The organism is Longitalea arenae, assembly GCF_016924755.1.
GTDB classification, from domain to species: domain Bacteria; phylum Bacteroidota; class Bacteroidia; order Chitinophagales; family Chitinophagaceae; genus Niastella; species Niastella arenae.
The window spans coordinates 90,772-106,540 of sequence record NZ_JAFFJX010000014.1; the positions used below are offsets into that span (position 1 = coordinate 90,772).

The window sequence follows — 15,769 nt, forward strand, 5'->3', positions numbered from 1 at the left end:
GTTTTCTTAATTTTATTCGGACAATGCATTACACATACAGGTTTTACTGATATTTTTTTCACTATGCACCCAACCGAATTAGATGCAGTTGACTGGCAAATACTGCGGCTTTTACAAAAAGATGCCTCTCTTACCAATAAGGAGATCGCTTTCGAGCTTAACAGATCGGTAGCTACTGTTCACGAACGGGTTCGAAAGCTGAAGGAACAGGGTTATATCAAAAAGATCGTAGCCTTGCTCGACCGGAAAAAGATAAATAAAGGGCTAATTGCGTTCTCACATGTATTACTCAATGACCATACGGCGCAAACCCTGGCTACCTTTGAAAAAGAAGTCTCGCGCTTTCCTGAAGTGATGGAATGTTTTCAAATGACGGGCACATTCGATTTCATATTGCGCATTGCTACCAGCGACATGGACGCCTATCACGACTTTTATCGCAATAAGCTGGCAACGTTGCCGAATATTACCACCGTGCAAAGCTTTTTTGTTTTATCGGAAACGAAGAGTATTACAGCTTATCCCATATAAACAAAAGGGATCCGCTGCACCGGATCCCCTTGATCTACAGATTCCAAAAAACACTAGCGACAAACAGCGAAACATGGCCTTCTTTCCTGGTGCAGCGCCATGTATTATTTTGATTGTAATAACAACGCTTTTATTTGCCTGGGGTCGCCAACAATAAACAGGCTGTCATTGGGCTGCAGCACGGTATCAGATTCGGGATTTAAGATGCGGTCATTATTCCGCTCTATACCCACCACGATCGCGTTGGCTTTTTCGCGCAGTCCCGATTTCCGGATCGTATGGCCCGCCAGGGCATCCTTTTCAGTGACGTAATAATTAAACAATGCCACATCGTTCATATCCTGCTGTACAGGTTCTGTTTCAGCCCTGATCAGTACTTTCAACCGCTGGATCTGGTGATCGGTACCTAACACGAGTAATGTATCGTTCGGGTAGATCACCTGCTCCCTGCCGGGCAGGGCGATCTGGTAATCTTCCCGTTTTATCATTACGACATTTACGCCAATGATCTCGCGCCATTGCAATTCATTCAGCGTTTTACCTACACAGGCAGCGCGTACAGGCACTATCACCGGAACAATATGTGCATCCCAGGGCGCCAGTTCGGTACGGTTCAGCCGGGAGCTTTCTACTTCCCTGGCATTCAGATTAGATACGAACCGGTGCTCCAGCTTATGATACAAAGCCTGGATCTTCTTTGAAAAGATCAACAGCAATAAAAGAGTGAAGGCCGTGAAAAAGATACCCGTATATAAATTGAAGAACCGGTGCAGTAAAAAGCCGATATAAAAAGCCACCAGCGCCAGCCTGATAAACCGTACTACATAAAAAGTGCCCTTGAACCGGGAATCATCCATCACCTTTTTGTAAACATCTGAGGGCGATCGAATGGCAAGCGCCCAAAGAAAGGGGCTCAGTATTAATAAAGCGAGCAAACAGGTACCGATTTTTAAAGGCAGGGAATCCCCGTTCTTATTGATCCAGGGCTCTACATATTGCGACGAAAAGACGATGATGGCAATAATGATGATACTTAGTAAAACGCCGTTGATAACGGTTGACCTGATAAACTGCCGCCATTCACTGGTGACCGCCACATTCTTCGTTGCAGAACTGTATTTGTTCAGCCGGTTAATAAGCCTTGCAGGCAATACTTTTTCAAGCCACTGGTACAGGGGCCCCGACAACTTAATTAGGTAAGGTGTTGTAAAAGTGGTAATGGCCGAAGCACCTACCGCCACCGGGAACAGGAAGGCAGAAGTTACGCCCAATGATAATCCCAGGGTAGCTACAATGAATGCGAACTCACCGATCTGGGCCATGCTCATACCCACCTGAACGGATTGTTTCAACGGCTGCCCTGATAACAGGGCGCCCAGGGTGGTGCTGATCAGTTTGCCGAATAAAGTAAGTAAGGTTACATAGAATATAGGTTGTGCATACGCTACCATATTCGCCGGATCGATCATCATACCTACCGATGTAAAAAATATAGCGCCAAAAAGATCTTTTACAGGCTTCAATAAATGCTCAATTTTTTCGGCCGACGTGGTTTCAGCAATGATTGACCCCATCACAAAGGCGCCCAGTTCAGCAGAAAAGCCAACCACGGTAGCCAGTACCACCATGCCCAAACAAAGCGCCAGCGAACTGATCAGCAGGATCTCTTCGGTCATTATCTTTTTAGCCTTCTTCAGCAAAGTGGGCAACAGAAAAATACCGCCGATAAACCACAACACTAAGAAGAAGATAAGCTTGAGAATTGTAAACAGCATTTCCGAACCTTCAAATACCCGCGTCACCGCCACCGTTGAAAGTAATACCATCAGCAGGATCACAACAATATCTTCTACGATCAATACCCCGAAAACAATGCCGGCAAAGGCTTTCGTTTTCAGTCCCAATTCATCAAATGCCCGCAGAATGATGGTGGTGGAAGAACTGGCCAGCATACCCCCCAGGAAAAGACTGTCCATCGTGCTCCAGTTCATCAAGCGCCCCAGAAAGAGACCGGCTACCGTTATAAATACTATTTCCACCAGGGCGGTAATGGAAGCCGCCCCACCAACGCGGATCAGTTTTTTGAAGCTGAATTCAAGGCCCAGGCTGAACAGCAAAAAGATCACGCCCATTTCCGCCAGGGTCTCCACATTTTCCTTATCTACAACAGTGGGTATAAAATGAACATAGGGGCCCACCAGGAAACCGGCTATGATATACCCCAATACAAGCGGCTGTTTAAGCCGCTTGAAGATGAGCGTACTGATCGCTGCTGCTCCGAGGATCAGTGCCAGGTCGGTTATCAAATGCGGTAAATGTCCCATAGTAGCGTAGTTTGTTATTGGATACCATTGCTGGCTTTTTCAATTTTATCCCGCAATTGATGGGCCTCCTTTTCCAGGTCAGCCATTAAGTAGATATTATGTTCATGATGATCATATAAAGTAAGGAACTTAGTGTCTGCTGTTTTTTTGAATCTAAGCTCAACTCCGATCCTGGTTGTAATATGTTCCGTTCTTTGACCTTTTCCTTCGGGCGTGAAGGTCATTTTCTGGTTCATTACTTCGTTGCCTGTAATGGCATCGATCGGAAAAACATCAAATGAAAAAACATCATTATGTTCAACGATCAGCAGTTTCTTTTGCTTTTCATCAATAATTACGGTTTGATGCAGGAGCTGTTTCCTGAAATAATTCGAAATACCGGTTTGGCGGGTGGCTTCTGCAATACAGGCGTTGATCTTTTTTTGCGCAGATCTTTTACGCTTTTTATTGGCATTATTTAAAATGATAACAACAATAAGGATGGGTACCAGTAATAGCAGTACGATCACTATGTCTGACATATGTGTTCAGTTTAGGTAATAGAAATCTGTTAATGACCAGGAGATCATTAAACAATCAGGCTGTTCAAAAACAAACAGCGCTTACCAGAAATAGTGATTGGGAAATAAGAGTAGCCTGATCAGGGCTTTCCCCTGTGTAGCAGGAAAGAGCGTAAAGCGTTTCTGCAGATGATCAGCGAAACAGGTACTGAGCTTGTTAACCGTTATTATTCCATCAGTGAACCGGTGATCTCTTGGGGAAGTACGGAAAGCGGCTAACTGAAAGGAGCGGACCACTTCACCGGATTCATTTCGCAAAAGATCGGCAGGTGAGAGACTGGCCTTTTTTTCGGTGGATACATTTTTTGCCGGTAAGCGCGTTCCTGCCTCCGCAGTAAAACACTTACCAAGATGAATAACTAATATGCATAAAAGAATTATGTATCGCACCATGCAAATTTAACCCAATAAGCCCGCATAAAAAAGTGAAAAGCCTATAAACCTCCTTTCACTTTTTCAGCTTCGCCAGGTAAATAGTGCTCGCGCGTTTGTACGCTGGTGGCTTTACGGGGCCTGTTCATTCGCATCTGGAACAGATCCACGAGCAGCGCAAAAGCCATCGAGAAATAAATATAACCTTTGGGTATATGCAACCCGATCCCCTCCCCGATGAGGGCGAATCCGATCAGTAATAAAAAGCTAAGTGCAAGCATTTTAAAAGCAGGATGCCTGTTCACAAAATTGCTTACCGGTTCTGCAGCAAATAACATGATGCCCACGCTCACGATCACTGCCACATACATTACCCAAAGTTCGTCCACCATACCCACCGCAGTAATGATGCTATCTACCGAGAACACCAGGTCGAGCACCAGGATCTGACCAATAGCGCTGCGGAAACCCGTTACTTTAATCTCCTTTGAAGTATCACCCGCCTCCCCTTCCATTTTATGATAGATCTCCGAGGCGCTTTTGTAGAGGAGGAACAGGCCACCACCGATCAAAATAAGGTCTTTACCTGAAATGCCGGTATTGAATACCGTAAAAAGTTCTTTTTCCAGTTTCAGGATCCACGACATCACCGTCAGCAACAGCAAACGCATCACCATGGCCAACAGCAATCCGATCCTGCGTCCTTTCTTTTGCTGATGCACGGGCAGCCGCCCGGTAACGATCGAAATAAAAATGATATTATCTATTCCAAGAACAACTTCCAGTAATATCAGGGTCAATAATGCAACTATAACTTCCATATATGCCGGTTCAAAAATTTCAAAATTAACTTAATATCGGCAGCCAAAGCAAAGGGATCCGGTTAGTTTTAACGAACTATTAATGTGGAGGTATTGATATACCTGCTTTCTTTTAGTAAATTGGAATAAATGACCGGGATAATTTTATATAAACGGGTTACCAATTTCGTCAGGTATGTTATACTTGACATTAGTAATAGTGTTACCTGGTCATTTCCCGAGTTTGTCCCTTTTTGTCCCCGACTGTACTACTTCTCCACTTACAAATACCATAACACATTCGTTCCCGCCTGATCTTTTTGACGGGTAAAACCGGGTTAATTTATTATTTCACTGCAAAATTGTAGCCATGTACAGGAAGCAAGAATCTGATTCTGTGGGTATGTCTTTTGCTGTACTATTGATACTGGCAAGCGCCATTGTCCTGGAAAGAGGCATGGTCTCCCACCCCAAATGGTACTATATGTTGTGGATCACCATTCCTTTATTGGTGATCTGCCTTTTTCATGAACGGAAATAAATAAACGCAAATAGAATGCCGCTGAACAGTAAATGTTCCGGCGGCATTTACTGTTTCATCTTATGCTGCTGGCGGTCATTTTTTAAGATACCGGCCTTTTACTATTTTTATGCCCAACACCCATCCATGCAGCAACAGTTTATACAGTATGTTTATTTGATCCTGATCATTCTGGCCCTGGTAATGATCGCCAACAAGCTTAAACTGGCTTACCCGATCGTACTGGTTTTAGGGGGTCTGGCGCTCAGTTTTATGGACTCGTTCTCTCATGTTACCATTCACCCCGACCTGGTTTTCTTTATCTTCCTGCCACCGCTGCTGTATGAAGCAGCCTGGCAGGTGTCGTGGAAAGAATTCTGGAAATGGCGCCGGGTGATCATGAGTTTTGCATTTCCCATTGTTATTCTTACTTCTACCGTCATCGCCTTTGTATCCTGGGCATGTATTCCGGGTTTTACCCTGGCCCTCGGATTTTTATTAGGAGGTATTGTTTCTCCACCAGATGCCATTTCAGCCTCCACCATTATGCGCCAGGTGAAAGTACCGAAAGGCATGGTGAGTATTTTAGAAGGGGAAAGCCTGCTCAATGACGCTTCTTCGCTCATCGTATTTCGCTTTGCAATGGCCGCGGTGATCACCGGTCAATTCCATTTTAATGAAGCGATAGGCAGCTTTTTCCTGGTCATTATTATGGGTACCATCATCGGACTGGCCGTGGCCCTTATTTTCTACGCTGTTATCAAATGGTTGCCCACCACAGCCAGTATAGAAATTATACTTACCCTTGTAGCGCCATATTGCATGTATTTCAGTGCGGAACATTTTCATTTCTCGGGTGTACTGGCCGTTGTGAGCGGCGGTTTGTTCTTAAGCAGCAAACGGCAAAGCATGTTTACTTATCGCAGCCGGATCGAAGGTGTGAACGTGTGGGCTAACCTCTCCTTTGTGTTAAATGGGTTGGTATTTATGCTCATCGGCTTGCAATTACCATCCATAACTCAACAACTGGGCGATACCAGCATGGGCACTGCCATCACTTATGGATTGATCATCGCCTTGGCCCTTATTATTTGCCGCATCCTGTGCACACTGGGCGCTTCGGTGTTTACCCGCTTCATGAGCCGTTTTATAACAGTGGCCGATGCGAGCCCGGGCTGGCGCAATCCATTTATCATCGGTTGGGCCGGTATGCGTGGCGTGGTATCATTGGCGGCCGCATTGTCTATTCCTTTGCTCATCAATGGCAATCAGCCCTTCCCCTATCGCAATCTCATCCTTTTTATTACCTTCATCGTGATCCTGGTAACCCTGGTTTTTCAGGGACTTACATTGCCCTGGCTGATCAGGGTAATAAAGCCGCGATTTACACAGGCCGGAAAGCCGGAGCTTGAACAGGAACTCTTCATTCAACAAAAGCTCGCCAAATGCTCCATTCAATTCCTTGAAGAAAAACTGGGCGAAGAAAAAGCCAATGATCACCTGAAAAACCTGTACGAGCGCTTGAAGATCGACCTGAAATTATTGACCGAGCAATTACAAGCGCCGCAAAATCTGTCCGGAAACGCCCTGAGAAGCTTTCAACTCTTCTACCTCGATCTGCTGCAAAGGCAGCGCGATATGCTGACCAAAATAAATCAGAAAGAGGAATACGATGAAGAGCTGATCAGGAAATACCTGTCGCTGATCGACATGGAAGAATATAAGATCAGGGAGAAACTTATTGAAGCTTCCTAAACTATTCGGTACTATATCTGGCTGCTCATTCACGTGAGCTTCTTGAACGGATAATGCCCCTTTATGAACTTATTCAGATAAATGCCCTTTGAACCCGACTTTTTCATTGCCTCATAAATACTGGCAGGAACATGCAGATAATCATACACCTGGCCGGATGTGTACGTAATTCGAAGGATCAACGATTTCGGATCATAATCGATATGAGCCACCACGGATGAAGGCATGCCGCATGCGCTAAAAAATTGTGCCCGGTATGGCATAAAAATTACTCTTTTACCGCTATGGCAGGAATAACTCGTCGGAAAAAAAAGGCCGTTTCCCGGCAGACACGCAAAACGCCTGTGCGTCAGACAACTACAGGGAACCTGGGGGTAAAGGCGCCCTTTCCGGTCAATTTCTCCCCCATGCTGGCGACACTGGTCGACAAACCATTCGATGCCGAGAACTGGATCTTTGAGGTGAAATGGGATGGCTACCGGGCTATCGCCCATTGCTATGGCGATGAGGTATCACTGATATCCCGTAATAACAAATCATTCAACGAAAAATTCTATCCCATAACGGCCGCCCTTAAGCAGCTTAATTTAAATGCGGTACTGGATGGCGAAATAATCATTTCAAACAAAGAAGGCATTTCCAGCTTTGGCGATCTGCAGAACTGGCGCAGCGAAGCAGATGGTGAGCTGTTGTATTATGTGTTTGACCTGCTTTGGCTGGATGGTTATTTATTATTTGATGTACCCTTATTACAGCGCCGCGAAATATTGAAAGAGATCCTGCCCCAGCATTCAGCAATACAACTTAGCCAGACATTTAACGCGCCCGGCACTACCTTCTACGAAGTAGCTAAAAATATGAACCTGGAAGGGATCATTGCAAAAAAGGCAGACAGTGTGTACCTGCCCGATGTACGCACCAGGGACTGGTTGAAAATAAAAATTGCACAGCGGCAGGAAGTGGTCATAGGCGGATTTACCCGCAATGAAGGCACTTCAAAATTATTCAGTTCCCTGCTGGTAGGGGTTTTCGAAAACAATACATTACGTTATACAGGGAAAATAGGAACAGGATTTTCCGATAAGGCACAGCGTGAAATGATGGAGCAGTTCAAACCATTGATTCAAAAGAGCTGCCCTTTTGATGTAGAGCCGGATTACAACAAGCCTTCGCGGTTCAGACCCAATCCGCCAAAAGCGACAGCTACCTGGTTAAAACCGGAACTCGTTTGCGAAGTGTCATTTGCCGAGATCACGAGCGATGGGGTCATGCGCCACCCTTCCTTTGAAGGCATGCGCATTGATAAAAAAGCAAAGGATGTTAGAGCCGACAAAGCAAAACCTGTTAAAAAACTGGTTGAGGAATCCATCTTGCATAAAGAAAAGATCATTACCCGGCGGGCCCCCGGTGAACGGAAAACGCTGTTAAACCCGGCCGAAAAACAGCAGGAACGAAATATTGACGGACATACCCTCAAATTCAGCAATCTCGATAAAATTTACTGGCCTAAGGAAAAGATCACCAAGCGCGATATGCTGAACTATTATTACCAGGTAGCGCCTGTGATCCTACCCTACCTAAAAGACCGGCCGCAATCGCTGAACCGGTACCCAAATGGCATTGAAGGGGAAAGTTTTTATCAGAAGAACGTATTGGGCAAAGTGCCGTCCTGGATCCAGACATTTCCCTATACCAGCGAAGGCATAAAAAAGAGTTTCCTGGTACCCGTTCGGGAAGCGGATGTGTTGTACATGGCCTCGCTGGGCTGTATCGAGCTCAACCCCTGGAGCAGCACCGTTCATACACCCGATAATCCCGACTGGTGTGTCATTGATCTGGACCCGGATAACAATTCCTTCGAACAGGTGATCAAAACGGCGCAGGTCACGCATGAAGTACTCGATAGCGCCGGTATTGCCAATTATTGCAAAACATCGGGCTCTACCGGTATTCATATCTACATGCCGCTCGGTGCCAAATACCTGTATGAAGAAAGCCGGGAATTCGGCCGCCTGATCGCCACGATAGTTCACGAGCAGTTGCCCCGGTTCACCAGCATTGAACGGGCTACTGCCGACAGAAAAGGAAAGATCTATATCGACTTCTTACAGAACCGTCCACAGGCGACATTAGCGTCCGCCTATTCATTAAGACCGAAGCCCGGCGCTACGGTATCCATGCCGCTGCATTGGGAAGAAGTAAAGAAGGGCCTTAAAATGAAAGATTTTACCATAAGGAATGCCGTGGCCCGCATCAAAGAACAAGGCGATATCTTCAAGCCTGTTTTAGGTAAGGGCATCAATATGAAGAAAGCCATTACTTCCTTACAAAAGCTGTTCAGGTAAGTGTACAGCATTTTCATTTATTTCAACATAAGACCAGTTCCCGGTCACCCGCTAATTTAATTCTCCATTGTTGGTTCAACGAAACACCAGCATACTGTTTTTTTACTGTCTCAAACTTCTCTCAACTGTATTAACATTTCAACAGCTGGCCAACTTGTCAACTCCTCCCCTTCCTACCTGCAAACGCGTCAATACCAGCACCCGATCCATCCAATTAATCAGAATTCGAACCTATTAGGTCAATTAATGAACCCCTTCACGAACATGATAAAATAGCTTTGAGCAGGTGATTGCCGGGGCCATATGAAAGATCCAATCCGCGTTGAATGTCTTTCCTATACTGCTCGGGCGTCGCCTCTTCGAACGGACCAACCCAATGGTCTATTACCATTGACCACGAACCCTTTCCTGCAACCTTACAAAACATATAGATGCTACTCAACAGAACATTTTTCTTTTTGATCATAGCGCTGCTTCTTACCATCCATGCAAAAGCACAAAAAGGAAGGCTGGAAAAAGATCTTTCAAAAAATTATTGGAATGTATGGCTCGATACAGCGGCCACATGGGAACAGGACTCGTTATGTACGCCCCCGGTCGATATAAGCAAACTACCGGTTCATGAACCCACCGGCGGCTGGCGGCAATTGAGCCGCAAGCAAGCCGATAGCCGAATTGTTCATTTGCCCGCAACCGTAGAAGAATATTACTGGGGCCGCAATGGTAATAAGTTTGGACTGGCCGGTAATTACGTCGGCGTTTCGTGGTTCACTACAAGGATCGTGATTCCGGCCAGCATGCGCAACAAACGGATCGTGCTGCAATTTGAAAGCGTGCGCTTCCGGGCAGAAGTGTTTGTCAATAGAAGATTATGCGGCTACGATCTTATCGCAGGTACGCCGTTCGAAGTGGATATATGCAAAGCCGTACGGGCAGGCTCCAATGAAATTGCCGTCCGCATCACCGATCCCAATGGCAATTTTGACTGGCGCGACAGCCAGAACTTTATGTGGGGTGTTTATCGCACGCAGCCGGCACATGGTTTCGGCGGTATTACAGGCAAAGTAAAACTGATAGCCACCGATCACGTCTACATTGAAGACATATTCGTAAAAAATAAACCGGCCATCACCGAAATAGAGATTCAGGTTACCACCCAAAATACAGGTACGAATACCGTAGCGGGTAACTATTATCTTGACATCCGTGAAGCAGTAAGTAAAAAACAGGTATATCAACAGGTATTAGGCGATCGGCGCGTTGCACCCGGACAATCTACCCAGACGATTACAGTGAAATTACCGGCAGCCAGATTATGGAGTGTTGATAGTCCGAATCTGTATATAGCCAGCGTTCGTTGGGAAGGTAATGGCATGAGCGACAGCAGTACACAGCGTTTCGGTTTTCGTTGGTTCCAGGTAAAAGATGTAGCTGGCGACCCTCAATTCTACCTTAACAATAAACGCATTGTTATACGTACGGCCATTTCCTGGGGCTTTTGGCCCGAAAACGGCATTACGCCTTCTGATGAACTGGCTAAAAAACAAATCCTCGATGCCAAAAGGCTTGGTTTGAACATGCTCAATTTTCACCGCAGCATCGGGCAACGCAATGTGCTTGATTATGCCGATGAACTGGGTCTGTTATATTTTGAAGAACCCGGCGGCAATTCTTATCCGGAGAACCTCTTCTATCCAAAAAATGATCTGGAAAGAAAACAAACCCATTTTTATCTCACGGCACGCGACGAAAAGTTCCTGCGTATGATCCGTCGCGATCGAAGCCATCCTTCGCTGGTGATCTACAATATGCATAATGAACGCGGCGCACAGCCCCAGGCAGTTGACCGCCGGCAAATGATGGCCGGGCATCGTCTGGACAACAGCCGCATTATCACCTACAATTCCTGCAACGGCAATATCAAACTCAATGAACCGGATCCCAAATTTAAACTGCACCTGCTTCCTTTTGATAGCAGCTTCCATGATTATGGCTGGTTCGATCAGCACCACGCCGGCGGGCCGGGCGTATATCACGACAACCTCTATATTCATCCCAAACAATACGCAAAGTATACCGATCATAAAGACGAGATCATTTATTATGGCGAAGAAGGCGCCATTGGTACCCCGCCCCGTTTGCAGCTTATTCGCGATGCCATTTTGAAAAGAGGTACAAATACTGGCTGGGAAAGCGAGAGCTACCTCAAATGGTACGATGCGTATGATACCTTCCTGAAAAAGAACGCGTTTAACAATGCCTTTCCTAATGTAGACAGTCTCACCCGTAAAATGGGTAATGTGGCCTATTATTACCAGGGCAGGGTGATCGAGAACGTTCGCATCAACAATACCATTGACGGATATGCGGTAAATGGCTGGGAAAGCATGAAACTCGAAAACCATTCCGGAATTGTAGATAATTACCGCAACCTGAAAGGCGACCCTGAACTCATCGCCAAATACAACCAACCCCTGTATGTGGCTGTAAAACTGAATCGTAAAGTTTTGTCTGTAGGAGATACCACTACGATGGACTTCTTCCTGGTCAATGAAAAGAATATTCGCGGCAAGTATTGTCTTGACGTTACTGCCCGCACCGCAAGGGGCGAAACTATTTTCCAACAAACAATACCGGTGGAAGCAGAAGGCGGTATAACCTACGGCCAGCTCTTATCTGCAGGTAATCGATTAGTGGCCGTAGCGCCAGGATACACCACAATTACGGCGCGGCTTATGAAGGACCAAATGACCATCGCCACCGGGCAGGATGAATTGTATGCCGTACAACTGAATACCACGGGCATCCCGGTACAGGGAATGATCGCCGATACAAGTGGAGTTTTGCGCAACTTTTTCAAAAGTGCCAAACTGCCCCCTTTTCAAAATTACCGGAGCGGCAGGCCTCAGGGCAGCGTTTTACTCATAGGCGCTTTTGAACCTCAACAAACCGGCAATCCACTGGTTACAGATATCCTGGAATGGGTAAATAATGGCAATACCCTCATCGTAGTTAATAATGTAGAGCGCTGGGCCGATCACCTGGCTAAAAAAGAAGTGCTCGATTACCGCGGCTCAAAAGAATTAGGAAAGTCATGGTATGGCGGTAATTATTTTTCCAAACAACATCCGTTGCTGGCCGGTTTGCCGCAGGGCACCGTATTTAATTGGGAGTTCCAATGTTTTGCTACCTACAATAAGAACCGGCTGGGTTTGCGCCTGAATACCGGCGAATCTGTGGTGGCCTGCGTTTCGGATCACAAACCGGAAGTGTATTCTGCATTACAAATAATACCACATGGCAGAGGGAAAATAATCCTGTGCGCCCTGGATATCTTCTCCTGCATAAAAGACATACAATTGGAAAAAAAAGCGGAAGGTGATGGCGAGCATGCATCCATGACAACCTTCAATAATTCCTTAAAGAACAGCGCCAATATTGTTGGTCAGCAATTGTTATTGAACCTTCTGAAGTATTAAGCCGTTGCTTGCCATCATGAGTGGAATTAATTCTACACTGGCGTGTAACCATTCAATAAGAGGCTCTTGGTCACTAGCAGTGCCCGTGGTATCAATTTTTCAGGGATAAATAAAAGAATACAATGGCCTCAGAAGAAAAAATGTTCGACATCAGCTTTGAAGCGGATGGAATAAAATACACCGGCTGGGTGAACCCGTCTGACAAACTCAATGATGCAGGTATACCCGCTTCTTTCCATGTTGTTTTGAATGAAACATCCTTTGGTTATCTTTCTTATAATAACAATGAATGGTCTGTTAATGAAGACCGGCCTGAAGCATTGACAAAACAGGTGGGCAAAGCCATTGAAAAGCATTATGCCGTGTAAATTACACGGCATTCATTTTTAAGATCTTTTCGAGATTCTTCAACAGCTCCCAGGTATAATACAATTGAACCTCGGGCGGTTTGGCATCCGGTGCTTCCAGTTTACCTGATTTCATTACACTTCCCGCATAGGTGATCGCGTAATATGCGTATAATTCATTATTCGATTCAGGCACTTTGGAAGCATAACCGGTGATCGCCATTCCCCAGTCGCTATGGAACAGTTTGCAAACTTCCAGCGCCATTTCACAGGCTACCTGCTCCGATACACAATTACATGACATGGCATGAATAGGTTCTATGTTCAAATGCCGGCTCTTTTGTCCGAGATTATAAACGGTAATGCCGCCCTGGTAGAACTTCGCCGCATCCGCTGCTGTAGATAATGCCACCTGCAGGTTCCCCGATGTAACACTTTCTGCTACCGCAATCGTTTGCTGCCGTTCAATCAATATCTTTCCAATTAATTGTATAATAACTTGCTGCATCTTCTGCCTGTCCTTTGCCCCAAATCTCTAAAAATCCATGCCAACAGAGATTCAATAAATTACAGGATTATGCAGTAAAATAATAGAACGGCCTGCAGCGGTAATTACATCGCCCGGATCGTACCGGGTACCCTCCGGTGTGATCGTATCTTTTGTTGTGTTGATCACTTCAATCCACGAATCAGCATAATTTACAGGCGGCAATTTATACTCAAGAGGATCGGGTGTACCATTAAAGATCACATAGAAATTATCGTCTACGATCTTCTGCCCTTTGGCACTGGTCATATCGAGGTCGGCCCCATTTAAATAAACAGCAAGCGCCCGGGCGGTTTCCGAATTATAAGCGTCGTCTTTTAACTCGGTGCCATCCGGAGAGAACCATTCAATATCCTTCAGGTTGATCTCCTTGATCAAATGCCCCCTGAACCAGCGGCGGCGGCAAAACACCGGATGGTTACGGCGCCAGTGTATCAGCTGCCTGGTGAACTCGAGCATCTTCATATCCCCTTTCTGCCAGTTGATCCAGGACATCTCGTTGTCCTGGCAATACGTATTATTGTTACCGTTCTTGGTGCGGCAGATCTCATCGCCCGAGAGTAACATAGGAACTCCCTGCGACAGCAAAAGGGTAGTAAGCAGATTTCTTTTTTGTTGGGCGCGCAGTTTATTAATGGCTTCGTCCTCCGTAGGCCCTTCGGCACCGCAGTTCCAGGAGCGGTTATGGCTTTCGCCATCGTTATTACCTTCTCCGTTAGCCTCATTGTGTTTTTCGTTATACGAAACCAGGTCATGTAACGTAAAACCATCATGTGCCGTAATGAAATTGATACTGGCCGTAGGAAAGCGGTAATCGTTCTTATACAGGTCGGCGCTGCCCGTAAACCTTTCTGCAAATTCCGTAAGCATGCTATCGCCGCCGCGCCAGTAATCGCGCATACAATCGCGGTATTTTCCATTCCATTCGGCCCAGCCGGGTGGAAATTTACCAACCTGGTAACCACCCTCCCCAATATCCCAGGGTTCAGCGATCAACTTTACCTGCGATATGACGGGATCCTGGTAAATGATTTCAAAGAAGGCGCTTAACCGGTTAACATCATGCAGCTCACGCGCCAGCGTAGCCGCCAGGTCGAAGCGGAAACCATCCACCTGCATTTCGACAGTCCAGTATCTGAGACTGTCCATGATCAGACGTAATACACCCGGCAGGTAAGCATTCAGCGTATTACCGGTGCCGGTATAGTCCATATAATATCGCTTGTCTTCAGTAAGGCGGTAATAGGCTTCGTTGTCGATGCCTTTGAACGATAAGGTAGGCCCCATATGATTGCCTTCAGCCGTATGATTATAAACTACATCCAGGATCACTTCAATGCCAGCCTTATGCATGGCTTTCACCATATTCTTGAACTCAATGACCTGCTCGCCCTTAACACCGCTGGATGAATACCGCACATCTGGTGCGAAAAAGCCGATGGTGTTATAACCCCAGAAATTGGTCAACCCCGATTCAACCAGGTGCCGGTCGGCCACAAAATGATGCACGGGCATTAGTTCAATGGCAGTAACCCCCAGTTGCTTCAGATAATCGATCACGGCCGGGTGGGCAAGCCCTGCATAGGTGCCCCGCAACTCTTCAGGCACCTCCGGATTCATTTGGGTGAATTCCTTAACGTGCAGTTCATAAATGACCGACTGATCGTATGGAATTTTAGGTTTTTGCACATTCTCCCAATCAAAGGTTGGATCAATGACTACCGATCGGGGCACATAGGGCGCACTGTCTGTCGCGTTATAGGTCAGATCATCTTCGCCTACCCTGTATCCAAACACACTATCGTGCCAATCAATAATGCCCGAGATGGCCTTGGCGTAAGGATCGAGCAGCAATTTATTCGCATTGAAGCGTTGACCATTAGCAGGATCGAAGGGACCGCTGGCCCGGTATCCATATAACTGGCCGGGTTTCAGATCAGCCACATAAACATGCCAGTGATGATGTTCTCTTTCTTTCATCTTTATCTTCAGGAACTCCGTTTTACTATCCAGGTTCTCAAAGAGGCATAACTCCATCTCCTCGGCATGTTCGCTATAAATGGAAAAATTAACGCCGTTTCCGTCATAGGTAGCCCCCAATGGGAAGGCGGTTCCGGGATAAATACCCGTTAACAATCCGCCGGCTGCAGGATGAGTAATTGTTTTATTTTCCGCGATCATACAATTTA

The 15,769-nt window shown here is 46.1% G+C and carries 12 protein-coding genes; 6 read left to right on the forward strand and 6 right to left on the reverse strand.

What is annotated here, in order from left to right; genetic code table 11:
* Window positions 1-63: 63 nt before the first annotated feature.
* Window positions 64-531, forward strand: coding sequence for an Lrp/AsnC family transcriptional regulator (locus JT717_RS22435; protein ID WP_205513283.1), 468 nt, complete (start codon window positions 64-66; stop codon window positions 529-531).
* A 104-nt stretch (window positions 532-635) separates the two neighbouring features.
* On the opposite strand, the gene JT717_RS22440 is transcribed toward JT717_RS22435, so the two are convergent.
* From JT717_RS22440 to JT717_RS22450, 3 genes are all read right to left on the reverse strand, one after another.
* Complete coding sequence (locus tag JT717_RS22440) at window positions 636-2,855, reverse strand: monovalent cation:proton antiporter family protein (protein WP_205513284.1); 2,220 nt, start codon at window positions 2,853-2,855, stop codon at window positions 636-638.
* A 14-nt stretch (window positions 2,856-2,869) separates the two neighbouring features.
* Window positions 2,870-3,376 (reverse strand): hypothetical protein, encoded by a 507-nt coding sequence (locus JT717_RS22445; RefSeq protein ID WP_205513285.1) that lies wholly within the window; start codon window positions 3,374-3,376, stop codon window positions 2,870-2,872.
* A gap of 473 nt (window positions 3,377-3,849) precedes the next feature.
* Entirely contained in the window at window positions 3,850-4,608 is a 759-nt protein-coding gene (locus tag JT717_RS22450; protein ID WP_205513286.1) for a TerC family protein, read from the reverse strand.
* 349 nt (window positions 4,609-4,957) lie between these two features.
* Here JT717_RS22450 and JT717_RS22455 point away from each other — a divergent pair, with 349 nt between their 5' ends.
* Together JT717_RS22455 and JT717_RS22460 are read left to right on the forward strand one after the other, a co-directional pair.
* On the forward strand, window positions 4,958-5,128 hold the full coding sequence (locus JT717_RS22455) for a hypothetical protein (RefSeq protein WP_205513287.1): 171 nt from the start codon (window positions 4,958-4,960) through the stop codon (window positions 5,126-5,128).
* Between the two features lie 126 nt (window positions 5,129-5,254).
* Complete coding sequence (locus JT717_RS22460) at window positions 5,255-6,862, forward strand: Na+/H+ antiporter (protein WP_205513288.1); 1,608 nt, start codon at window positions 5,255-5,257, stop codon at window positions 6,860-6,862.
* Window positions 6,863-6,891: 29 nt separating this feature from the next.
* Here the strand turns inward: JT717_RS22460 and JT717_RS22465 are convergent, their stop codons facing one another.
* On the reverse strand, window positions 6,892-7,089 hold the full coding sequence (locus tag JT717_RS22465; protein WP_205513289.1) for a KTSC domain-containing protein: 198 nt from the start codon (window positions 7,087-7,089) through the stop codon (window positions 6,892-6,894).
* 57 nt (window positions 7,090-7,146) lie between these two features.
* Here JT717_RS22465 and ligD point away from each other — a divergent pair, with 57 nt between their 5' ends.
* The 3 genes from ligD to JT717_RS22480 all read left to right on the forward strand — a co-directional run bounded on the left by ligD (window position 7,147) and on the right by JT717_RS22480 (window position 13,054).
* The gene (ligD, locus tag JT717_RS22470) at window positions 7,147-9,207 is read left to right on the forward strand and encodes a DNA ligase D (protein WP_205513290.1); all 2,061 of its coding nucleotides are present in this window, start codon (window positions 7,147-7,149) and stop codon (window positions 9,205-9,207) included.
* 431 nt (window positions 9,208-9,638) lie between these two features.
* Window positions 9,639-12,686: a glycoside hydrolase family 2 protein gene (locus tag JT717_RS22475; protein WP_205513291.1), complete on the forward strand. Its 3,048-nt coding sequence runs from the start codon at window positions 9,639-9,641 to the stop codon at window positions 12,684-12,686.
* 122 nt (window positions 12,687-12,808) lie between these two features.
* On the forward strand, window positions 12,809-13,054 hold the full coding sequence (locus JT717_RS22480; RefSeq protein WP_205513292.1) for a hypothetical protein: 246 nt from the start codon (window positions 12,809-12,811) through the stop codon (window positions 13,052-13,054).
* A gap of 1 nt (window position 13,055) precedes the next feature.
* Here the strand turns inward: JT717_RS22480 and JT717_RS22485 are convergent, their stop codons facing one another.
* Together JT717_RS22485 and glgX are read right to left on the reverse strand one after the other, a co-directional pair.
* A complete protein-coding gene (locus JT717_RS22485) occupies window positions 13,056-13,541 on the reverse strand; it encodes a CinA family protein (protein WP_205513293.1) in 486 nt (161 codons plus the stop codon).
* 51 nt (window positions 13,542-13,592) lie between these two features.
* Entirely contained in the window at window positions 13,593-15,761 is a 2,169-nt protein-coding gene (glgX, locus tag JT717_RS22490; protein WP_205513294.1) for a glycogen debranching protein GlgX, read from the reverse strand.
* Between the last annotated feature and the right edge of the window lie 8 nt (window positions 15,762-15,769).